This is a genomic window from Klebsiella quasivariicola, from assembly GCF_002269255.1.
Lineage (GTDB): Bacteria > Pseudomonadota > Gammaproteobacteria > Enterobacterales > Enterobacteriaceae > Klebsiella > Klebsiella quasivariicola.
The window spans coordinates 5352054-5373501 of sequence record NZ_CP022823.1 but is presented as its reverse complement, the minus strand read 5'-3'; the positions used below and the strand labels follow the sequence as shown (position 1 = coordinate 5373501).

The following is a 21448-nucleotide window of genomic DNA, read 5'->3' as shown; positions in this document are numbered from 1 at the left end:
AATAACCTAAGCGAGGAGCAGATGATGACTTTTAGCATAAAATTCTGTTTCTCCCGATTTATGACGGGGAACTAACTATGAATGGCGCGCAGTGGGTGGTACATGCTTTGCGGACACAGGGAGTCGACACAGTTTTTGGCTATCCGGGTGGCGCAATTATGCCGGTTTACGATGCACTGTATGACGGCGGCGTGGAGCACCTGCTGTGCCGGCATGAGCAAGGGGCTGCTATGGCGGCCATTGGTTATGCGCGAGCAACCGGTAAAACCGGGGTGTGCATCGCGACCTCCGGCCCGGGTGCGACCAACCTGATCACTGGCCTGGCGGATGCTCTGCTTGACTCTATCCCCATTGTTGCCATCACCGGCCAGGTCGCCGCTCCCTTCATCGGTACGGATGCATTCCAGGAAGTAGACGTTCTCGGTTTGTCACTGGCCTGTACTAAGCACAGTTTCCTCGTACAGTCTCTGGACGAGCTGCCGCGGGTTATCGCTGAAGCTTTTCAGGTGGCAAACTCAGGCCGTCCAGGCCCGGTGCTGGTTGATATCCCCAAGGATATTCAGATGGCGCAGGGCGATCTCGATCCCCATTTCTCTACCGTCGCTGACGAGATGGCATTTCCGCAGGCGGAGGTTGCTCAGGCTCAGCAGATGCTGGCTCAGTCACAGAAACCGATGCTGTATGTTGGCGGTGGAGTGGGTATGGCGCAGGCGGTACCGGCCTTGCGCGAATTCCTGGCGGTGACCCGGATGCCAGCGACTTGCACTTTGAAAGGGCTGGGCGTCGTGGACGCCGATTATCCGTATTATCTCGGTATGCTGGGAATGCACGGCACTAAGGCGGCCAACCTGGCGGTACAGGAGTGCGATCTGCTGATCGCCGTCGGTGCGCGCTTTGACGATCGCGTGACCGGTAAGCTCAATACCTTCGCTCCACATGCCAAAGTGATCCACATGGATATCGATCCGGCGGAGTTGAACAAGCTGCGCCAGGCGCATATCGGCCTGACCGGCGATCTGAACCGCTTGCTGTCGGCGCTGCAGCAACCGTTAGCTATCGATGACTGGCGCGAGCGTAATGCCGCACTGCGTGCCGAGCATGCCTGGCGTTACGATCATCCCGGTGAGGCAATCTACGCGCCGCTGTTGCTGAAACAGCTTTCCGACCGCAAGCCGGCGGACAGCGTGGTGACAACCGACGTTGGCCAGCATCAGATGTGGTCGGCTCAGCATATGACCTATACCCGCCCGGAAAACTTCATCACCTCCAGCGGCTTAGGCACCATGGGCTTTGGCCTGCCGGCCGCCGTTGGCGCCCAGGTGGCGCGCCCGGACGATACGGTTATCTGTATCTCCGGTGACGGCTCCTTCATGATGAATGTGCAGGAGTTGGGCACCGTTAAACGTAAGCAGTTACCGCTGAAGATCGTATTGCTCGACAACCAGCGGTTAGGGATGGTTCGACAATGGCAGCAGCTGTTTTTCCAGGAACGTTATAGCGAAACCACTCTGACTGATAACCCTGATTTCCTCACGCTGGCCAGCGCCTTCGGTATTCCTGGCCAACATATCACCCGTAAAGACCAGGTTGAAGCGGCACTCGACACCATGCTTTCGAGCCAGGGGCCATACCTGCTTCATGTCTCAATCGACGAACTTGAGAATGTCTGGCCGTTGGTGCCGCCCGGCGCCAGTAACTCTGAAATGCTGGAGAAATTATCATGATGCAACATCAGGTCGCTTTACAGGCACGTTTCAACCCGGAAACCTTAGAGCGCGTGCTGCGCGTTGTCCGCCACCGGGGTTTTCAAATCTGCGCAATGAATATGGAAACCGCGGCAGATGCGCAAAATATAAATATCGAATTGACCGTTGCCAGCCCGCGGCCCGTCGAATTACTGTTTAGTCAATTAAGCAAACTGGTCGACGTTGCCTGCGTCGAGATCCAGCAACCCACATCACAACAAATCCGCGCCTGAGCGCAAAGGAAGAAAAATGACGACGAAAAAAGCTGATTACATTTGGTTCAATGGCGAGATGGTTCCGTGGGGCGAAGCGAAAGTTCATGTGATGTCCCACGCGTTGCACTACGGTACCTCGGTATTCGAAGGTATCCGTTGCTACGATTCGCACAAAGGCCCGGTGGTGTTCCGTCATCGTGAACATATGCAGCGTCTGCATGATTCAGCCAAAATTTATCGTTTCCCGGTCTCTCAGAGCATCGACGAACTGATGGAAGCCTGCCGTGAAGTCATTCGGACCAATAATCTGACCAGCGCTTATATCCGCCCTCTGGTATTTGTTGGCGATGTTGGCATGGGAGTAAACCCGCCTCCGGGTTACAACACTGACGTGATCATCGCGGCGTTCCCGTGGGGAGCCTACCTCGGCGCAGAAGCGCTTGAGCAGGGGATCGATGCAATGGTCTCTTCCTGGAACCGCGCGGCGCCGAACACCATCCCGACGGCGGCGAAAGCGGGCGGTAATTATCTGTCCTCGCTGCTGGTAGGTAGCGAAGCACGTCGCCACGGCTACCAGGAAGGCATTGCTTTGGATGTGAACGGTTATATCTCCGAAGGCGCAGGCGAAAACCTGTTTGAGGTAAAAGATGGCGTGCTGTTTACTCCGCCGTTCACCTCTTCCGCGCTGCCGGGCATTACCCGCGACGCCATCATCAAGCTGGCGAAAGATCTCGGCATCGAAGTGCGCGAGCAGGTACTGTCCCGTGAATCTCTGTACCTGGCGGATGAAGTCTTCATGTCCGGCACCGCGGCGGAAATCACCCCGGTACGCAGCGTGGATGGTATCCAGGTCGGCGCAGGCCGTCGTGGTCCGGTAACTAAACGCATTCAGGAAGCCTTCTTTGGCCTCTTCACCGGTGAAACAGAAGATAAATGGGGCTGGTTGGATCCGGTAAGTAAGTAATTAAAAATGGGACGGCACGCACCGTCCCATTTAATAAACACAGATGGGAGTAAAAAGAGCATGCCTAAGTACCGTTCCGCCACCACCACACATGGCCGCAATATGGCGGGCGCCCGCGCGTTGTGGCGCGCAACCGGGATGACCGATGCCGATTTCGGCAAACCGATTATCGCCGTCGTTAACTCCTTTACCCAGTTTGTTCCCGGGCACGTGCACCTGCGCGATCTCGGCAAACTGGTTGCCGAGCAGATTGAAGCGGCTGGCGGTGTCGCCAAAGAATTTAACACCATCGCGGTGGATGATGGGATCGCCATGGGCCACGGGGGTATGCTCTACTCACTGCCATCCCGCGAGCTGATCGCCGACTCGGTGGAGTACATGGTTAACGCCCACTGTGCGGATGCGATGGTCTGTATCTCCAACTGCGACAAAATCACCCCGGGGATGTTGATGGCCTCCCTGCGCCTAAACATTCCGGTGATCTTTGTGTCCGGCGGCCCGATGGAAGCCGGGAAGACCAAGCTGTCAGATAAAATCATCAAGCTTGACCTGGTGGATGCGATGATTCAGGGGGCGGATCCGAAAGTGTCCGACGAGCAGAGCAATCAGGTAGAGCGTTCCGCCTGCCCGACCTGCGGCTCCTGTTCCGGGATGTTCACGGCGAACTCCATGAACTGCCTGACCGAAGCGCTGGGCCTGTCGCAGCCGGGTAACGGCTCGCTGCTGGCGACCCACGCCGATCGTAAGGAGCTGTTCCTGAACGCCGGTAAACGTATCGTCGAGCTGACCAAACGCTATTACGAGCAGGATGACGCTTCCGCGCTGCCGCGCAATATCGCCAGCAAGGCGGCTTTTGAAAACGCCATGACGCTGGATATCGCCATGGGCGGTTCCACCAATACCGTCCTGCATCTGCTGGCGGCGGCGCAGGAAGCAGAAATCGACTTCACCATGAGTGATATCGATAAGCTCTCCCGCAAGGTGCCGCAGCTGTGTAAGGTGGCGCCGAGTACGCAGAAATACCATATGGAAGATGTGCATCGCGCTGGCGGCGTGCTGGGCATTTTGGGCGAGCTGGACCGTGCCGGGCTGTTGAACCGCGAGGTCAAAAACGTCCTTGGCCTGACGCTGCCGCAGACCCTGGAACAGTACGATGTGATGGTGACCCAGGACGACGCGGTGAAAAAAATGTTCCGCGCCGGCCCGGCGGGCATCCGTACCACCCAGGCGTTCTCGCAAGACTGCCGCTGGGATACCCTGGATGACGATCGCGCCGAAGGCTGTATCCGTTCTCTGGAACACGCTTACAGCAAAGACGGCGGTCTGGCGGTGCTGTACGGCAATTTCGCGGAAAACGGCTGTATCGTCAAAACCGCCGGCGTGGACGACAGCATCCTGAAATTTACCGGACCGGCGAAAGTATATGAGAGCCAGGACGATGCGGTAGAAGCTATCCTCGGCGGCAAAGTTGTTGAAGGCGACGTCGTAGTGATCCGCTACGAAGGTCCGAAAGGCGGGCCGGGGATGCAGGAGATGCTTTACCCTACCAGCTTCCTGAAGTCGATGGGGTTGGGCAAAGCCTGTGCCTTGATCACCGATGGTCGTTTCTCTGGCGGTACCTCAGGGCTCTCTATCGGTCACGTCTCTCCGGAAGCGGCGAGCGGCGGCAACATTGCGCTCATTGAAGATGGCGACATGATCGCGATTGATATTCCGAACCGCAGCATCCAGCTGCAGCTGAGCGATGCGGAAATTGCCGCGCGTCGTGAAGCCCAGGAAGCGCGTGGCGACCAGGCGTGGACGCCGAAGAATCGCCAGCGTCAGGTCTCCTTTGCCCTTCGCGCTTACGCCAGTCTGGCAACCAGCGCCGACAAAGGTGCGGTGCGTGATAAATCCAAACTGGGTGGTTAATCATGGCGGATTCACAACCCTTGTCCGGCGCTCCTGAGGGCGCCGAGTATCTGCGAGCAGTGCTGCGCGCGCCGGTTTATGAAGCAGTGCAGAAAACGCCGCTGCAAAAAATGGAAAAGCTCTCGTCGCGGCTGGATAACGTCATTCTGGTGAAGCGTGAAGATCGCCAGCCGGTACACAGCTTTAAGCTGCGCGGCGCCTACGCGATGATGTCCAGCCTGACCACGGAACAAAAATCTCATGGCGTGATCACCGCTTCGGCGGGCAACCATGCCCAGGGTGTGGCGTTTTCCGCATCGCGGCTGGGCGTTAAGGCGCTGATCGTGATGCCGGTAGCGACCGCCGATATCAAAGTCGATGCCGTTCGCGGCTTTGGTGGCGAAGTGCTGCTGCACGGCGCCAACTTTGATGAAGCGAAAGCCCGCGCGATTGAGCTGGCCCAGCAGCAGGGCTTTACCTGGGTGCCGCCGTTCGATCATCCGATGGTGATCGCCGGCCAGGGCACCCTGGCGCTGGAGCTGCTGCAGCAGGATGCCCACATTGACCGTGTGTTCGTCCCGGTAGGCGGCGGCGGTCTGGCGGCGGGCGTGGCGGTGCTGATCAAGCAGCTGATGCCGCAGATCAAAGTGATCGCCGTGGAGGCGGAAGATTCCGCCTGTCTGAAAGCGGCGCTGGATGCGGGTCATCCGGTGGATCTGCCGCGCGTCGGCTTGTTTGCCGAAGGCGTGGCGGTCAAACGCATTGGCGATGAAACCTTCCGTCTGTGCCAGGAGTATCTGGACGATATCATTACCGTCGATAGCGACGCTATCTGCGCGGCAATGAAAGATCTGTTTGAAGATGTGCGGGCGGTGGCGGAGCCTTCCGGCGCGCTGGCGCTGGCGGGGATGAAGAAATATGTCGCCCAGCACAATATTCGCGGCGAGCGACTGGCTCATATTCTGTCCGGGGCCAACGTTAACTTCCACGGCCTGCGCTACGTGTCTGAACGCTGCGAGCTCGGAGAACAGCGTGAAGCGCTGCTGGCGGTGACGATCCCGGAAGAGAAGGGCAGCTTCCTCAAGTTTTGCCAGCTGCTGGGCGGGCGCTCGGTGACGGAGTTCAACTACCGGTTTGCTGACGCCAAAGACGCCTGCATTTTTGTCGGGGTACGCCTGAGTCGCGGCCTGGAAGAGCGCAAAGAGATCCTCCAGTTACTGAACGACGGCGGCTACAGTGTGGTGGATCTCTCTGACGATGAGATGGCCAAGCTGCATGTGCGCTATATGGTCGGTGGCCGGCCGTCTAAAGCGTTGCAGGAGCGTCTGTTCAGCTTCGAGTTTCCGGAATCCCCAGGCGCGCTGCTGAAGTTCCTGCATACCCTTGGCACCCACTGGAATATTTCGCTGTTCCACTACCGCAGCCACGGCACCGACTATGGTCGGGTGTTAGCGGCTTTTGAGCTGGGCGAGCACGAGCCGGACTTTGAAACCCGTCTTAATGAGCTGGGCTATGAGTGCCACGACGAAACCCATAACCCGGCGTTCCGCTTTTTTCTCGCGGGCTAGTGGTTAGGCAGGATTTTCCAGAAAGCATCAATAAGCGGCTCATGCAGCCGCTTTTTTTGTGCGCAAACGCCCAGCTCAAATGGGGTTTGCTCATCGCTGCGCTCCAGAATCATCACCCGGTTGCGTACTGGTTCCGGGCTGTTTTCCAGTACCACCTCCGGTAGCAGCGCCACGCCGCAGCCGAGGGCGACCATCGACACCATCGCTTCGTGTCCGCCGACGGTAGCGTAGATCGACGGGTTGCTGATTTTATGGCGTCGAAACCACAGCTCGATGCGTCGGCGCACCGGTCCCTGATCGGCCATGATGAACGGCACCGTCGACCAGTCGGGGCGATCGACGGTTACCTGGTTACGTACCGGGCAGGGAAGGGCTGGGGCAATTAACACCACGGCGAGATTCTCCAGCATCGAAAACGCCACCGATCCCGGCAGGGTTTCCGGTTTACCGGCAATCGCCAGATCGGCTTCGCCGGTGACCACCTTCTCCATGGCGTCGGCGGCGTCCCCGGTCGAGAGCTTGATCTCCACCGAGGGATGCGCGGCGCGAAAGCGGTCGAGGATTGGCGGCAGATGGCTATAGGCGGCGGTGACAGAGCAGAAGATATGCAGCTCGCCGGAGAGCGAAGGGCCCTGCTGATCGATACTGTGGCGAAGCTGCTGGTACTGCAATAAAGTTTGCTGGGCAAAGGTGCGTAACTCCTCCCCGGCTTCGGTGAGGGTCACCGTGCGATTATCACGCACGAATAACGGCTGGCCGAGGTCCTCTTCCAGGCGCTGGATCTGGCGCGAAAGCGTCGATGGGCTGACATGCATGGCCCGCGCGCTGCGGCCAAAATGGCGGCTTTCCGCCAGATGCAGAAAGGTTTTCAGATCGCGTAAATCCACGGCACGTACTCCCCGGTTTGATATTTCATAAAATGCAACGTGACGTTGTGAATATATCAATTTCCGCAATAAAATTCCTGTCATATAGTAAGTTCATTCTCGCAAAAGCGAACCGAACAATAAGTACGACACAACATCACGGAGTTACAGACATGGCTAACTACTTTAATACACTGAACCTGCGCCAGCAGCTGGCACAGCTGGGCAAATGCCGCTTTATGGCGCGCGACGAATTCGCCGATGGCGCAAGCTACCTTCAGGGTAAAAAAGTGGTCATCGTCGGCTGCGGCGCACAGGGCCTGAACCAGGGTCTGAACATGCGTGATTCCGGCCTGGATATCTCCTATGCGCTGCGCAAGGAAGCGATCGCTGAGAAGCGCGCCTCCTGGCGTAAAGCGACGGAAAACGGCTTCAAAGTCGGAACCTATGAAGAGCTGATCCCGCAGGCGGACCTGGTGGTCAACCTGACGCCGGACAAACAGCATTCAGACGTTGTGCGTTCCGTACAGCCGCTGATGAAAGACGGTGCGGCGCTGGGTTATTCCCACGGCTTCAACATCGTGGAAGTGGGCGAGCAGATCCGTAAAGACATCACCGTGGTGATGGTCGCGCCGAAGTGCCCGGGCACCGAGGTTCGTGAAGAGTACAAACGCGGTTTCGGCGTACCGACGCTTATCGCTGTCCATCCGGAAAACGACCCGAAAGGCGAAGGCATGGCCATTGCCAAAGCATGGGCGGCGGCGACTGGCGGCCACCGTGCAGGCGTTCTGGAATCTTCCTTCGTGGCAGAAGTGAAATCTGACCTGATGGGCGAGCAGACTATTCTCTGCGGCATGCTGCAGGCGGGTTCTCTGCTGTGCTTCGACAAGCTGGTGGCGGAAGGTACCGATCCGGCGTATGCAGAAAAACTGATTCAGTTCGGCTGGGAAACCATCACCGAAGCGCTGAAGCAGGGCGGTATTACCCTGATGATGGATCGCCTCTCTAACCCGGCGAAACTGCGCGCTTATGCGCTGTCCGAGCAGCTGAAAGAGATCATGGCGCCGCTGTTCCAGAAACACATGGACGACATCATCTCCGGCGAATTCTCCTCCGGTATGATGGCAGACTGGGCGAACGATGATAAGAAACTGCTGACCTGGCGTGAAGAGACCGGCAAAACTGCTTTCGAAACCGCGCCGCAGTATGAAGGCAAAATCGGCGAGCAGGAGTACTTCGATAAAGGCGTTCTGATGATCGCGATGGTGAAAGCGGGCGTTGAGCTGGCCTTCGAAACCATGGTGGCCTCCGGTATTATCGAAGAGTCTGCTTATTACGAATCACTGCATGAGCTGCCGCTGATCGCCAACACCATCGCCCGTAAGCGTCTGTATGAGATGAACGTGGTTATCTCCGATACCGCTGAATACGGTAACTACCTGTTCTCTTACGCTTGCGTACCGCTGCTGAAAGAGTTCATGACTACCCTGCAGACGGGCGACCTGGGCACGGCGATTGCCGAAGGCGCAGTAGATAACGCCCAGCTGCGTGACGTGAACGAAGCGATTCGCAGCCACGCAATCGAAGAAGTGGGCAAAAAACTGCGCGGTTATATGACTGATATGAAGCGTATTGCGGTCGCCGGCTAATAGACCGTCATTACCATCCGGCCCAGTAAGCGCCTTGCTACTGGGCCTTTTTTATACGCAGAGACGATTGCTTAGAACTGCCCCCAGTAAGCGCCTTTGTCTGGCAGGATATGTTTTTGTAGCTCGTTTAACGCGTTCGCTGCATTGCCGTCCTGAATCGCCTGAATGATAGCAACATGTTGTTGATGGGAGCGGTGCATATGTTCGTTGTTGCTACCCAGGTAGTTACGTATTGTCGCCATTTGAGCAGAGATTAAGACGTATGATTGCTGTAAATAAGAGTTTCCGCAATAAGTGAACAACGCTTCATGAAACAGATTATCGAGGCGTATATATTCGTGCGTGGCACTGTTCTCGAGACAATAAGTCATGTGGTCAAGGTTGGAGGATAAGGCTTGTACCAACTGACGCGGATTATGTTGTAAAGAAAGCTCCAGGGCTTTGGCTTCGACAATGTAACGAAACTCTAGTAACGCGTTGAATTCAATGTCATTTAGATTAAATACAAATGTCCCGCTTTTCGGGCGAATATGAACTAACCCTTCGCTTTGCAAACGGCGAAGCGCATCGCGTACGGGGGCCTTGGTTGATGAGAGGCGTGTTGCGAGTGCGGATTCCGATATTTTCCCACCCATTGGTAACGTGCCGTTAATGATCATATCTCTGATACGACGATAAATAACGTCTTTTAGTAAGTCCGTTGTCATATTGATTGAAAATTCCGGCAGTTAACGATAGTGATGAACAGTTGCAGAGGTGACTGTATAACAAATTTGAGAGAATGGGGAAATGATATATGGCAACAAGTTGCCATAGCAGATGTAAGTGGTAAAGCGCCGCGCTGTCAGGCGCGGCATAAATTACTGTTGTTCGGTTTGCTGGAGAAATGCCTTTACTTGTTGTTGGCGAGGAATAGGCGCGACGGCGCCATAACCGGTTGTTGTCAGCGCGGCGGCGGCGTTGGCGTAGCACAGCGCATCTTCCGGCGAATCGCCTTTGATAATGCGATAAAGAAACGCGCCCGAGAAGCAGTCTCCGGCCCCGGTCGCGTCGACGGCGGCGACTTTATGGCCTGAGTAGATAACCCGCCGGTTCTCATTGGCGAACATCGCGCCTTCCGCGCCCATTTTTAACACCACATTCTTTGCCCCGAGCTGCAGATAGAAATCCGTAATTTCATCTGCGTGATGCTTGCCGGTTAGCAGACGAGCCTCGTCGAGGCTAGGCATGCAGTAATCTACGTGGCGTATGGTTTCATGAATGATGGCGCGAGCGCGGGCTAACGGCCACAGTTTGAGCCGCAGATTGGTGTCGAAGGAAATCAGCGTTTGGTGCTTTTGGCACAGTTCAATGGCGTGAAAAAGCGCATCGCTGACGTTATTGCCAATGGCGTGCGTGATGGCTGAACTGTGAAATAAGCGCGCGGCGGCAATGGCGGACTCATTGATATCATCGACAGTCATCGTTGAGGCCGCAGAGCCTTTACGATAAAAAGTAAAGTGGTGGCCTTGTTCATTGTGCGAAATAAAATAGATCCCCGTCGGGGCAGTTTTATGCGTGTAAACCCATTGATGATTGACCTTTTCTGCATCCCATAATGCGCGGAAATTCTGCCCAAATACGTCATCGCCGAGTTGGGTTAACATGGCAACTTTAGCGCCCTGTCGCGCCGCGCTAATGGCGAAATTCGATGTATCGCCGCCAAATCCGCTGAGGTAATGCTGCTCAGAATGCTCCGTGGGAAGTTGATTGAATTCGAAAAGGGGTTCACCAAATGAAAGAATATCGAACTGCTTCATTGCGTTCTCCATGTGATAGTGTCCAGGCTCGCCATCAGCCGGTTTGGCTGATGGCGTCTGGGATAATTAGATTCGGCCGTATTTCGCCAGGCCTTCACGCAGAGAACCGGACTGAATAATCAGTTTAGCCTGTTCCAGCTCGCGGATATCAATGGATTGCGCCAGCGCTAAGACTTCGGCAGCGACCGCCTGCGGTACGCACACCACGCCGTCGATATCCCCAACAATCAAATCCCCTGGATTCACCGTGACATCGCCGATGGTGACGGGCTGGTTGGCTGAAATGGTCTTGAAGCGACCAAGCGTAGTGCCTGGGGTTACGGTCTTGGCGTAAACCGGGAAATCGTAATCGCGACGGATCTCCGCCAGGTCACGGACGCCGCCGTTCAACACTGCGGCCTCATGTTTATTGACAACAGCCCCGGCGGTCATTAGCCCGCCCCAGACGGCAACGGTTTCCAGCGACGGGTTGCCGGTAATGACGATGACCGAACCGCTGGCGGATTCGTCAATGGCGTCCAGCGCATGCTGCGGTGGCAGTTTTTCGTCGGTGACGTCTTCATAAATAGTGACGGCCGGGCCAACGATTTTCTTGTCGTTGATGCGGTTTTTGATTTCAAAAGGCAGGAACATCGTTTTGCCCAGGATCTGATCGCAGGCGTCAGCGACGGAAGCGGTCGAGAAAATAGCGCGAAAACCGTCGATAATATCTTTGCTGTACATAACACTTCCTCTCTTTATAGCGAATGCGAATTTATGGATTAACCCAATTAAGCGGATGCTCGCCTTCAAATGCCCGACGCACTTCATGCGCGGCTTTACTTTGCAGCTCGACTACCGACTCTTCGGTAAACCAGGCGGTGTGGTCCGTGCATAAGGTGTTCTCCATTTGCAGTAATGGACTTTTTGCACTGAGGGGTTCGGATTCAAAAACGTCGAGTCCGGCAGCGAAAATACGTTGTTGTAGCAGGGCGTTGATCAGCGCTTGCTCATCGATAAGCCCGCCGCGCGAGGTATTGACCAGTACGGCGCTGGGCTTCATTTTGGCCAGTTCGGCTTCGCCGATAAGGTGATGGGTGTCCGGGGTTAACGGAGCGTGAAGGGAGATGAAGTCCGCTTCATGGCACAGCGTATCAAGGCTGACTCGCGTCACGCCGGCCTGTAAAGCCTGCTCATCGGTAAGCAGCGGATCGACTACCAGGATGCGCTTAAAACCGATCCCTGATGCTTTTTGCACAAAGCAGCGGGAGATTCGGCCAAAGCCGACGACGCCGAGAATTTTTCCTGCCAGGCGGAACATGGGTTCGCGCTGGCCAATGTCCCACTGACCATCGCGAACATCACGGTTGCGAGTGGCGATGCGGCGCGTTGCGGCCAGGAGCAGCGCCAGAGCGTGCTCAGCAACATCTTCCGAGCCGTAGTCCGGTACGTTAGCAACGTAAATGCCTTTTTCCCTGGCGGCCTGGCTATCGATATTGTCTACGCCGACGCCGTAGCGCACGATAACGCGGCATTGCTGCATCGCTTCAATCATAGGGCGACTGACGGTTGCTTCGCGGACCATGATGGCGTCAGCATTGCTTACCTGGCGCAGCTTCTCTTCCAGCGAGGCGTTTGCTGGAACAACAACAAACTGCGGATCCCAATTCTGTAAAATACTTTCTTCTGCAGAATAATTTAAATATCCGGGTTCAATAACAACTATCTTCTTCATAATATCTACCGCTCTTAATTATAAAATTAAGTGTTTTAATTTCTACGACTGTAGTTCGCCGCATCCTGAAGGCGGGATGTGAAATTAATGAGTATTTTGCTTAGGCTTTATATCATCACAGCGTAACGGGTTTGGCGTCCTTGATGGCAATATTCTTTAACCAGCGAATAATTAAGATTGTGACGATCCCGCCGATCAGCATAACCGCGCTTAAATATAGCATTGGTGCCGAGTCGCTTTTTTCTAAGTCACGTACCAGAGGAATAGTATTTTGCGCGAAAAATCCACCCAGATTTGCCAGTGAGTTAATAATAGCAATGCCTGCTGCCGCCGTTGCGCCTGAAAGGAATTTCGTCAGATTCCAGAAGCAGGGTTGAATTGCAAATACTGATAATACAACGCCGCAAATACAGATGAAGCTAATAACCGGCTGGGCGAATGTCCAGACCGAGAGCAGCAGACATATTGCGGCAGTGAACATAGGTAATGCGACATTAATATAAGGGTTCTCGGTACGTTCTGGTTTACTGGTTATCCAACGTAGCATGATGATAACCATCGCCCATGGGATCATATTGACCAGGCCATTCATCATATCCGAAGCACCGAAGGTTTTAACGATAGTCGGCATCCAGTAGCTGATACCGTAGGCGCCAAAGCAGATGAATCCGTATACCAGCGCGAGGGCCAGAACGCGCCAGTCGGTCAGCGACTTACCCAGGCTATTGACCGATTTGTCGGTGTTGGCATCCTGTTCGGCAGCCAGTTTTTTAATCAACCAGTTCTTTTCTTCTGCGTTCAAGAAGCGAGCCTGTTCCGGACCTTGCGGAAACCACAGCAGCACCGGGGCAATTAGCAGAAGCGCAAGCACTCCAGTCGCCAGGAATAGCCACTGCCATCCTTCCAGCCCCATAAAGCCGTGCATGCTAAGCAGCGAGCCGTTAATTGGGGCGCCAATCATATTTGCCACCATGCTGGCGGTGACTAAAAAACCAACAATGAGTGGACGGTATTTTAAGGGGAACCATTTGGTGGAATAGTAAATTAAACCAGGATAAAAACTAGCTTCGGCAATACCTAAAATAAACCGAAGGGCATAGAATGTGGACATTTTCTCTGTCCACGAAAGAGCCATGGTAATAATTCCCCATGATAATAAACTGATGGTAAACCAGCGTTTTGCTCCTACTTTAGATAAAATTAAATTACCGGGCACACTGAAAACTAAATAGCCAATGAAAAAAAGTGATGCACCGAGGCCAAATGCTGATTCACTCCAGCCCAGGCTATCTATCATTTGTAATTTAGCAAAACTAATATTTTGACGATCTATATATGCCACGATGTACATTAAGACCATCAGTGGAACAAGTTTCCTGGTCGTTTTTGTTACAATGATTTTTTCTAAATCATTTTTTGCATCCAGGGACTGTTGCTGTATTGATTGACTCATATACGTGCTTCCTGAATAAAGTCATGAGGTGCTGATACACGTCCTCCACACCATAGCATGGAGATAATGCGGGTTTAGTCAGTTGTGTAGCCTTTCTTAATCTGACATGTCACGTAGTTTACTTGTTGATTTCCGGATGGCGACAGTGAGTGCGTTAAAATGCAGCAATGATCACGAATATTGTTATCATGATGACGTTATTTAGTGATTTTAATCACAAAATAAGTGGTGTTTAGATTTTTTTTGACATGTCAGATAAAAGATTTTTACGCAATATGAAACCCTGCTTCTTTTAAAGTTGCAGGGTTGAAGTGGAAGAGGGTTTTTAATCTAACATGTTAGATTTGGAGGGTGCTAACTGGGTTACTTGCGGTACAGCACTTTGATGATGTGGTAGCCGAACTGGGTATGCAGCGGGCCGGTCGGCTCCAGCTCAGGGCAGGAGAAGACCACTTTATCGAAGGCCGGTACCATCTGGCCCTGGCGGAATTCACCCAGATCGCCGCCGCGTTTGCCTGACGGACAAATAGAGTGTTTCTTTGCCAGCTTGCCGAAATCGGCGCCGTTCTTAAGCTGCTCAAGCAGATCGAGCGCCAGTTTCTCTTCTTTTACCAGGATGTGCAGTGCTGCCGCGGTTTTAGCCATGATTGCGCCTTGAGTGAGTTGGGATAAATCAGGGCGCCATAGTAGCACGCGTTACCGACGATACAGCACCTTGATGATATGGTAGCCGAATTTGGTTTTCACCGGCCCATAGGGTTTGAGCAGCGGACAGCTGAAGACGGCTTGATCAAACGGGCCGACCATCGCGCCTTGCTGAAACTCGCCTAAGTCGCCGCCGTTGCGTCCCGACGGACATTTAGAATAGCGCTTTGCCAGATGATCGAAGCTGACGCCCCGCTCCAGTTTGGCGAGGATCTCTTGCGCCAGTTTCTCTTCTTTGACCAGGATATGCAGGGCTGCTGCGCTTTTTGCCATGACATCATTCTCAGGATGGTTTGCGTGGCTGACACTTTACCATCAGTCGGTAAATCTCGGCTCCGCTTTCTGCTACAATCCCCACCCCGTTCGAAGATTGAGCAAGACTCCCATGCGTTTAAACCCTGGCCAACAACAAGCCGTCGAATTCGTCACCGGACCGTGCCTGGTGCTGGCGGGCGCCGGTTCCGGTAAGACCCGCGTTATTACGAATAAAATTGCCCACTTGATCCGCGGCTGCGGCTATCAGGCGCGCCATATCGCGGCTGTGACCTTTACCAACAAAGCCGCGCGCGAGATGAAAGAGCGCGTTGGGCAAACGCTGGGGCGCAAAGAGGCGCGTGGGCTGATGATTTCCACCTTCCACACTCTGGGGCTGGATATCATTAAGCGCGAATACGCCGCGCTGGGCATGAAGTCTAACTTTTCCTTGTTCGACGATACTGACCAGGTGGCCTTGCTGAAAGAGCTAACCGAAGGGTTGATCGAAGATGACAAAGTGGTGCTCCAACAGCTGATCTCGACGATCTCCAACTGGAAAAACGATCTGAAAACGCCGGCGCAGGCGGCGGCTGGCGCGAAAGGCGAACGGGATCGTATTTTCGCCCACTGCTATGGGCTGTACGACGCGCATATGAAGGCCTGCAATGTCCTTGATTTCGACGATTTGATCCTGCTTCCGACGCTGCTGCTGCAGCGCAATGAAGAGGTGCGCGAGCGCTGGCAAAACAAGATCCGCTACCTGCTGGTGGATGAGTATCAGGATACCAACACCAGCCAGTATGAGCTGGTGAAGCTGCTGGTGGGGCAGCGCGCGCGCTTTACCGTGGTAGGGGACGATGACCAGTCGATCTACTCATGGCGCGGCGCGCGGCCGCAGAATCTGGTGCTGCTTAGCCAGGATTTTCCGGCGCTGCAGGTGATTAAGCTTGAGCAGAACTACCGCTCATCCGGGCGTATTCTGAAAGCCGCCAACATTTTGATCGCCAATAACCCGCACGTTTTTGAAAAGCGGCTGTTCTCCGAACTGGGATACGGTACCGAGCTGAAAGTGCTCTCCGCCAACAATGAAGATCATGAAGCAGAGCGCGTCGCTGGCGAACTGATAGCCCATCACTTTATTAATAAAACCAACTATAAAGATTACGCCATCCTTTATCGCGGCAACCATCAGTCGCGGGTTTTTGAAAAGATGCTGATGCAGAACCGTATCCCGTACAAAATCTCCGGCGGCACCTCGTTCTTCTCGCGCCCGGAAATTAAGGATTTGCTGGCCTATCTGCGGGTACTGACTAACCCGGATGATGACAGCGCCTTCCTGCGCATCGTCAATACGCCGAAGCGCGAGATCGGCCCGGCGACGCTGCAAAAACTCGGCGAATGGGCGATGGGCCGTAACAAAGGCTTATTCACCGCCAGCTTTGATATGGGCCTGAGTCAGACGCTGACCGGTCGTGGCTATGAATCCCTCACCCGTTTCACCCACTGGCTACGGGAGATCCAGCAGCTGGCCGAACGCGAGCCGGTCAACGCCGTGCGCGATTTGATTCGCGGGATCGACTACGAATCCTGGCTGTATGAAACCTCGCCCAGTCCGAAAGCCGCTGAAATGCGCATGAAAAACGTCAACCAGCTGTTTACCTGGATGACCGAGATGCTGGAAGGCAGCGAAATCGATGAGCCGATGACCTTAACGCAGGTGGTTACCCGCTTTACCCTGCGCGATATGATGGAACGGGGTGAATCTGATGAAGAGCTCGATCAGGTGCAGCTGATGACCCTCCATGCGTCAAAGGGGCTGGAGTTCCCGTACGTCTATCTGGTGGGAATGGAAGAGGGATTACTCCCGCATCAGAGCAGCATCGATGAAGATAACGTCGATGAAGAGCGCCGTCTGGCCTACGTCGGCATTACCCGCGCGCAGAAAGAACTAACCTTTACGCTCTGTAAGGAGCGTCGGCAGTATGGTGAGCTGGTGCGTCCGGAGCCGAGCCGTTTTCTGCTGGAACTACCTCAGGACGACCTGATCTGGGAGCAGGCACGCAAAACCATTACGCCTGAAGAGCGGATGCAAAAAGGTCAGGCCAACGTCGCCAATATTCGGGCGATGTTGGCAAAGGCGAAAAAAGGTTAACACCTCAGACAATAAACTGTTGCCAGGCGGCGGAGAAGGGCATCACCAGTATTAGCGAGGGCAGCATATTGGCGGTGGGAAAGGCGCGGATCCCGCACAGACGAAAACCGGTTGCCAGCATAATGATGCCGCCGCAGGCGGTGAAGTCAGCGATCATCGCCGGATTGATCAATGCCATGATAAAGGTTGCCGCGAAAAAAAGGATAATGAAGACAATCAGCTGGGGAATAAAAATCACGGTGATGATATACCCCAGCGTGGAGGCAAAAATCGCGGCAGTAAAAAAGTCGAGGATTGACTTGGTCAGCAGGATAGTCGGATCGCCAGTCATGCCCTCAGTCAACGCACCGAAGATCCCGGTGCCGCTGGCGCAGAACAGGATCAACACGGCAATAAACTGATTCATAAAGTCTTCCGCACTGACGCTGGCGCTGGACTGCGCCGGGAAAATACGTTCAATGGGGCTGCGCAGTTTTGTACCGGCTCGTTCAATCCATTTTTCGATATTCAGCAGGCCGCCAATAATCGTACCGACAATAATAGCCAGGGCAATAGGTGGCAGATTATGCAATTTATTGACAAAGAAGATGCCCATACTGATTGAGATCAGTCCAGCGATCAACGGTAAGGTTTTTTTGAAGTGTTCCGGAATAAAGCGATTCAGTGAGGCCCCAGCCAGCGCACCGACGAGAAGTGAACCGCTACAGACAAATATACCTATAGCCATAATTTATTGTCCCTAATAAAAAACTTCAGGGCCTGAATATACAGGCCCTGAAATATTTGGTTTGATTATTTAATATTAAAAACGCGGCTGGCATTACCCCAGGCGATTTTATCTTTCAGGCCTGCTTCAAGTTCTAAAGGATCAAACCAGTCACAAGCCTGATGAATATCTTCATACGGATAATCGACAGAGAACATCACGCGATCCGCACCCATGACTTCAATGGCATTATTCAGTGAATGCGTATTGAAATGGCCGCTGGTGGTGACGATGAAGTTATTCTGCAGATAATGCATTAACGGTTTTTCAGCTTTACCCAGACCGCAGCCGAAACGCTGGCGATAGAGACGATGCTGAGTACGCGGCAGCATATGAACCAGCCCTTCACCGAGGTGACCCAGGACCAGATTGAGGTTAGGATAACGATCGAACAGGCCGCTCATCATCAGACGAATAGCATGAACCGCTGTTTCCTGCGCGAAGCCCCAGGCGGAGCCGATCAGGCTTTCGTAACCGGTGTAAATGCCACGAGCCGGGCCTTCGAGGGGTTCACGAGGATGCAGGTAAACAGGCACGTTTAACTCGTTGACCTTATCCCAGAATACCAGCATTGATTCGTCATCAAGATACAGGCCATGCTCGCTATCTTTAACGTTGGTATAGCCGTTGATCAACGCGCCTTTCATACCCAATTTCTTCACGGCGCGTTCCAGTTCTTCTGCCGCGGCTTCTGGATTCTGCAATGCCAGGGTCGCAAAGGCGCTGAATTTATCCGGATTTGGCTTCACATAATTCTCAACGATAAAATCGTTAGTGTCGCGAGCAAAAGAGACCGCTTTGGCTTTATCTAAAATAGATTGAGCACCAGGTGAAGTCAGGGAAAGAATTACATGGTCAATATTACGTTGTGCCATTTCTTCCAGCTGAATACTGCGATCCAGCAGGCGACGCTCAACGTCTTTCATATATTCTGTGCCGTTACGGCCCGCTTCACCAGTTGAATCCCACAGACGGTTATTTTCAGGAGTGGAGACGTGTTCTTTTAAAGCGATTTTTCCGCGCATGATATATTCCTTACTATATTAGTCAGTGTGACGTGATGCGAGCAGAATAGAAGTTTTCACGTATTGACAGCAATAACCCAAACATAATACGGGTTATCAATAAAACCAATACAGCGGGATATTTTGCAGCTTAATTCTTAATAGAGTCACTCTGCTGAGCGGGATCGGCAAGCGTGGCGATCAGCGAGCGCAGCCAGATATGGCCCGGATCGCGGTGCAGTCGTGGATGCCAGACCTGACGGATAGCAATATTGGCGAGAGGAAAAGGCAGCGGCCAGCTGCGGCAGGGGTAGCGCCGGGTAATATGCCGCGCCACCTGTTCCGGGACGACGGCGATCATGTCGCTCTCAGCCACCAGCTCGCCAGTACCTAAAAAGCTCGGCAGCGTCAGTGCGATCCGCCGGGGCATACTGTGTTCATCCAGCAGTTTATCCATATCGCCATGGGCGGTACCCTCCACGCGGATCGCCAGATGTTTTTCCTGCCGCCAGTCTTCGGCGCGAAGCTGCGTTCGAATACGCGGGTGATTTTCCGCTGCCAGGCAGACATATGATTGATCGAAGAGATGTTGCTGATAGATGCTGTCCGGAAGCTGGGTCAGATAGCCGATCGCTAAATCGCATTTTCCGGATTCGAGGGCGCTGAGAGTCTGTTCATCAAGATTCTGCACCGTAAACGTTACTCCATCAGCCGCCTGCTGCTGGAGTGCGATTTGCAATAAAGGCAGCAGCGTCATTTGGCTGATATCGGTCATACCGATCGTAAAATTACGCTGACTCTGCTGAGGAAGGAACTCAGGTTTGATGGCCAAATCGTTATCGGCAAGCTGAAGAAGCGTAAAAATAGTGGGGGCGATTGCGTCGGCGCGCGGCGTCGGGATCATCCGCTGCCCGACCCGGACAAACAGCGGGTCAGCAAAATGATCCCGCAGTTTCTTTAGCAACAGGCTGCCGGTGGGCTGGCTGATATCGAGCGCGTCCGCCGCCGGGGAGACATTACCCAACCGGTAGAGCGCAGAGAAAAAGCGTAGCGATTTGAAATCCAGTTCTTCCCGCATCCGCCCTCCTGGCTGGATATTATCGCAGCGTATCGCCGCTGGTGACCCGTAGCGTCCAGTGGACGTAGCTTTGCCACTGACACTCCTGATCGATCATTTCCCGGCCCAGCGGATGTTCATCCAGCCAGTTTCCCGGCAATGTCAGCGTCAGCTGTTCGTCTTGAGCGGCCAACTGAATGGCGGGCAACAGATCGTCGCGCCGCCGGCTGGCAAACAGGATTGCCAGCCGCAGCAGACGACACAGATGCTCAGCCACCCGCGGCGGGACGGCATTCTGCTGATGAAGCGAAGACAGATCGATGGCGTTAGTCTGGTTAAGGAGCAGCGTGGCAATCAGCTTCTTCTGCGCCGGGGTAAAGCCCGGCAGGTCAAGGTTATTGACCAGATAGGCGGCGTGCTGCGGCGCGCGTTTGAAATCCACACTCAGCCCAATCTCATGCAGGGCACAGGCGCTGAGAAGCAAATCACGGCTCAGCGGATCCAGCTCCCAACTACCATCCAGCTGGCTTAGCAGATGGCTGGCGAGACCGGCCACTCGCTGGGCCTGTTCAGTGTCGATCATAAAACGACGCTGAATATTGCGCAGGGTGCGGCTGCGGATGTCCTGTTCAACAGAGAGATGGAGCATGCCGTACACCAGACCTTCGCGTAATGCGCCGCCCGCGAGAGTCATACACTGAATATTGAGTTCACTGAAGATAGCGATCAGGATCGCCAGCCCGCTGGGAAACACCAGCGCCCGCTCAAGGGTTAAGCCTTCGATCTCCAGCTCTTCCAGGCGGCCGCACTGGATGGCGCGCTGTTTAAGCTGCTGGAGTTTGGCCAGGGTGATGCGTTCATCCATCCCCTGCGCCATCATAATTTCCTGCAGAGCCTGAACGGTACCGGAGGCGCCGACGCACACTTTCCATCCGTGATAGCGCAGCACATCGGCGACAGGCAGTAACACCTCGCGTGCAGCCGCTTCGGCGAGATCGAAATTCTCTTTCGTCAGACTACGGTCGGCGAAATAGCGTTCAAGCCAGGTGACACAGCCCATCGACAAGCTGAACAGCGAGGTTGTTTGTGCGCCGGTCCCGGTCACCAGCTCGGTACTGGCGCCACCGATGTCGACCACCAGACGCTGATCGGCGCCGCCGGTAGTGTGGGCCACACCCTGATAAATCAGACGCGCTTCTTCTTCGCCGCTGATCACCTGCACTGGGGTGCCGAGGATCTCCTGCGCTTTCGCCAGAAAATCACCCGCATTGACGGCAAGACGCAGCGTGGCGGTGGCTACGACGCGGATTTGCGTCGGCGGAATATCCTGCAGGCGTTCGGCAAACAGGCGTAAGCACTGCCAGCCACGCTCCATCGCCTCAGCGGAGAGCGTATTGTCGCTATTCAGCCCGGCAGCGAGACGTACCTTGCGCTTAATTCGGCTCAGCGTTTGAATGCTGCCTGCCACCTCGCGTACCACCAACATATGAAAACTATTGGAACCCAAATCAATGGCGGCATACAGCGAGGTGGAGCTCATACTCTTCATCGTTCAGAATGCTCCCTGGTCGACGGGGCACTGGTGCCCAATCCATATAACTGAGCGGGATGCCGGACAAAGGCGCCCTGGCTGATTCTGAATGACT

General features: G+C 54.4%; 20 protein-coding genes. 8 read left to right on the top strand and 12 right to left on the bottom strand.

The genetic code is table 11. The features are described 5' to 3' along the window. Positions 1–21: 21 nt before the first annotated feature. Genes ilvX through ilvA form a run of 6 tightly spaced genes read left to right on the top strand, consistent with a single transcriptional unit; the run spans position 22 to position 6382 of the window. Positions 22–75 (top strand): peptide IlvX, encoded by a 54-nt coding sequence (gene ilvX / locus B8P98_RS32095; protein ID WP_201281575.1) that lies wholly within the window; start codon positions 22–24, stop codon positions 73–75. Positions 76–77: 2 nt separating this feature from the next. Continuing rightward, a complete protein-coding gene (gene ilvG / locus B8P98_RS27000) occupies positions 78–1724 on the top strand; it encodes an acetolactate synthase 2 catalytic subunit (RefSeq protein WP_025711258.1) in 1647 nt (548 codons plus the stop codon). Beyond that, on the top strand, positions 1721–1978 hold the full coding sequence (ilvM, locus tag B8P98_RS26995) for an acetolactate synthase 2 small subunit (protein WP_004886870.1): 258 nt from the start codon (positions 1721–1723) through the stop codon (positions 1976–1978). Before ilvG ends, ilvM begins: the two co-directional genes overlap by 4 nt. A 16-nt stretch (positions 1979–1994) precedes the next feature. Further along, entirely contained in the window at positions 1995–2924 is a 930-nt protein-coding gene (gene ilvE / locus B8P98_RS26990; protein WP_025711257.1) for a branched-chain-amino-acid transaminase, read from the top strand. 60 nt (positions 2925–2984) lie between these two features. Next, entirely contained in the window at positions 2985–4835 is a 1851-nt protein-coding gene (gene ilvD, locus B8P98_RS26985; protein WP_002883173.1) for a dihydroxy-acid dehydratase, read from the top strand. A 2-nt stretch (positions 4836–4837) separates the two neighbouring features. Further along, positions 4838–6382, top strand: a complete 1545-nt coding sequence (gene ilvA / locus B8P98_RS26980) for a threonine ammonia-lyase, biosynthetic (RefSeq protein WP_025711255.1) — start codon at positions 4838–4840, stop codon at positions 6380–6382. On the opposite strand, the gene ilvY is transcribed toward ilvA, so the two are convergent. Continuing rightward, positions 6379–7269, bottom strand: a complete 891-nt coding sequence (gene ilvY, locus B8P98_RS26975) for an HTH-type transcriptional activator IlvY (RefSeq protein ID WP_025711254.1) — start codon at positions 7267–7269, stop codon at positions 6379–6381. The genes ilvA and ilvY overlap by 4 nt on opposite strands. Positions 7270–7421: 152 nt before the next feature. On the opposite strand from ilvY, the gene ilvC reads away from it, so the two are divergent. Further along, the gene (gene ilvC, locus B8P98_RS26970) at positions 7422–8897 is read left to right on the top strand and encodes a ketol-acid reductoisomerase (RefSeq protein WP_064164665.1); all 1476 of its coding nucleotides are present in this window, start codon (positions 7422–7424) and stop codon (positions 8895–8897) included. Between the two features lie 71 nt (positions 8898–8968). On the opposite strand, the gene B8P98_RS26965 is transcribed toward ilvC, so the two are convergent. The 7 genes from B8P98_RS26965 to ppiC (B8P98_RS26935) form a co-directional block, all read right to left on the bottom strand. Beyond that, positions 8969–9604 (bottom strand): GntR family transcriptional regulator, encoded by a 636-nt coding sequence (locus tag B8P98_RS26965; RefSeq protein WP_042929076.1) that lies wholly within the window; start codon positions 9602–9604, stop codon positions 8969–8971. Positions 9605–9757: 153 nt separating this feature from the next. Further along, complete coding sequence (locus tag B8P98_RS26960; RefSeq protein ID WP_025711251.1) at positions 9758–10696, bottom strand: sugar kinase; 939 nt, start codon at positions 10694–10696, stop codon at positions 9758–9760. Between the two features lie 66 nt (positions 10697–10762). Then, entirely contained in the window at positions 10763–11419 is a 657-nt protein-coding gene (locus tag B8P98_RS26955; protein WP_025711250.1) for an RraA family protein, read from the bottom strand. Positions 11420–11450: 31 nt separating this feature from the next. After that, positions 11451–12410, bottom strand: a complete 960-nt coding sequence (locus B8P98_RS26950) for a C-terminal binding protein (RefSeq protein ID WP_025711249.1) — start codon at positions 12408–12410, stop codon at positions 11451–11453. Positions 12411–12525: 115 nt separating this feature from the next. Then, the gene (locus B8P98_RS26945) at positions 12526–13863 is read right to left on the bottom strand and encodes an MFS transporter (protein WP_095033588.1); all 1338 of its coding nucleotides are present in this window, start codon (positions 13861–13863) and stop codon (positions 12526–12528) included. A gap of 363 nt (positions 13864–14226) precedes the next feature. Next, positions 14227–14508: a peptidylprolyl isomerase PpiC gene (ppiC, locus tag B8P98_RS26940; protein WP_002883180.1), complete on the bottom strand. Its 282-nt coding sequence runs from the start codon at positions 14506–14508 to the stop codon at positions 14227–14229. A 51-nt stretch (positions 14509–14559) separates the two neighbouring features. Next, positions 14560–14841: a peptidylprolyl isomerase PpiC gene (ppiC, locus tag B8P98_RS26935; protein WP_025711246.1), complete on the bottom strand. Its 282-nt coding sequence runs from the start codon at positions 14839–14841 to the stop codon at positions 14560–14562. Between the two features lie 112 nt (positions 14842–14953). On the opposite strand from ppiC (B8P98_RS26935), the gene rep reads away from it, so the two are divergent. Continuing rightward, complete coding sequence (rep, locus tag B8P98_RS26930) at positions 14954–16975, top strand: DNA helicase Rep (protein ID WP_025711245.1); 2022 nt, start codon at positions 14954–14956, stop codon at positions 16973–16975. A 4-nt stretch (positions 16976–16979) separates the two neighbouring features. Here the strand turns inward: rep and B8P98_RS26925 are convergent, their stop codons facing one another. The 4 genes from B8P98_RS26925 to gppA all read right to left on the bottom strand — a co-directional run bounded on the left by B8P98_RS26925 (position 16980) and on the right by gppA (position 21351). Beyond that, positions 16980–17702: a DUF554 domain-containing protein gene (locus tag B8P98_RS26925; protein WP_080897915.1), complete on the bottom strand. Its 723-nt coding sequence runs from the start codon at positions 17700–17702 to the stop codon at positions 16980–16982. Positions 17703–17767: 65 nt separating this feature from the next. Next, positions 17768–18766: an amidohydrolase family protein gene (locus B8P98_RS26920; RefSeq protein ID WP_095033587.1), complete on the bottom strand. Its 999-nt coding sequence runs from the start codon at positions 18764–18766 to the stop codon at positions 17768–17770. A gap of 130 nt (positions 18767–18896) precedes the next feature. After that, the gene (locus B8P98_RS26915; RefSeq protein ID WP_025711242.1) at positions 18897–19823 is read right to left on the bottom strand and encodes a LysR family transcriptional regulator; all 927 of its coding nucleotides are present in this window, start codon (positions 19821–19823) and stop codon (positions 18897–18899) included. Between the two features lie 19 nt (positions 19824–19842). Continuing rightward, complete coding sequence (gene gppA, locus B8P98_RS26910) at positions 19843–21351, bottom strand: guanosine-5'-triphosphate,3'-diphosphate diphosphatase (RefSeq protein WP_165931845.1); 1509 nt, start codon at positions 21349–21351, stop codon at positions 19843–19845. Between the last annotated feature and the right edge of the window lie 97 nt (positions 21352–21448).

Bases quoted from the DNA above. Each gene is read 5' to 3' on its own strand.
- ilvG (WP_025711258.1), top strand. From the start codon at position 78: ATGAATGGCGCGCAGTGGGTGGTACATGCTTTGCGGACACAGGGAGTC.
- ilvM (WP_004886870.1), top strand. From the start codon at position 1,721: ATGATGCAACATCAGGTCGCTTTACAGGCACGTTTCAACCCGGAAACC.
- ilvE (WP_025711257.1), top strand. From the start codon at position 1,995: ATGACGACGAAAAAAGCTGATTACATTTGGTTCAATGGCGAGATGGTT.
- ilvD (WP_002883173.1), top strand. From the start codon at position 2,985: ATGCCTAAGTACCGTTCCGCCACCACCACACATGGCCGCAATATGGCG.
- ilvA (WP_025711255.1), top strand. From the start codon at position 4,838: ATGGCGGATTCACAACCCTTGTCCGGCGCTCCTGAGGGCGCCGAGTAT.
- ilvC (WP_064164665.1), top strand. From the start codon at position 7,422: ATGGCTAACTACTTTAATACACTGAACCTGCGCCAGCAGCTGGCACAG.
- B8P98_RS26965 (WP_042929076.1), bottom strand. From the start codon at position 9,604: ATGACAACGGACTTACTAAAAGACGTTATTTATCGTCGTATCAGAGAT.
- B8P98_RS26960 (WP_025711251.1), bottom strand. From the start codon at position 10,696: ATGAAGCAGTTCGATATTCTTTCATTTGGTGAACCCCTTTTCGAATTC.
- B8P98_RS26955 (WP_025711250.1), bottom strand. From the start codon at position 11,419: ATGTACAGCAAAGATATTATCGACGGTTTTCGCGCTATTTTCTCGACC.
- B8P98_RS26950 (WP_025711249.1), bottom strand. From the start codon at position 12,410: ATGAAGAAGATAGTTGTTATTGAACCCGGATATTTAAATTATTCTGCA.
- B8P98_RS26945 (WP_095033588.1), bottom strand. From the start codon at position 13,863: ATGAGTCAATCAATACAGCAACAGTCCCTGGATGCAAAAAATGATTTA.
- ppiC (WP_002883180.1), bottom strand. From the start codon at position 14,508: ATGGCTAAAACCGCGGCAGCACTGCACATCCTGGTAAAAGAAGAGAAA.
- ppiC (WP_025711246.1), bottom strand. From the start codon at position 14,841: ATGGCAAAAAGCGCAGCAGCCCTGCATATCCTGGTCAAAGAAGAGAAA.
- rep (WP_025711245.1), top strand. From the start codon at position 14,954: ATGCGTTTAAACCCTGGCCAACAACAAGCCGTCGAATTCGTCACCGGA.
- B8P98_RS26925 (WP_080897915.1), bottom strand. From the start codon at position 17,702: ATGGCTATAGGTATATTTGTCTGTAGCGGTTCACTTCTCGTCGGTGCG.
- B8P98_RS26920 (WP_095033587.1), bottom strand. From the start codon at position 18,766: ATGCGCGGAAAAATCGCTTTAAAAGAACACGTCTCCACTCCTGAAAAT.
- B8P98_RS26915 (WP_025711242.1), bottom strand. From the start codon at position 19,823: ATGCGGGAAGAACTGGATTTCAAATCGCTACGCTTTTTCTCTGCGCTC.
- gppA (WP_165931845.1), bottom strand. From the start codon at position 21,351: ATGAAGAGTATGAGCTCCACCTCGCTGTATGCCGCCATTGATTTGGGT.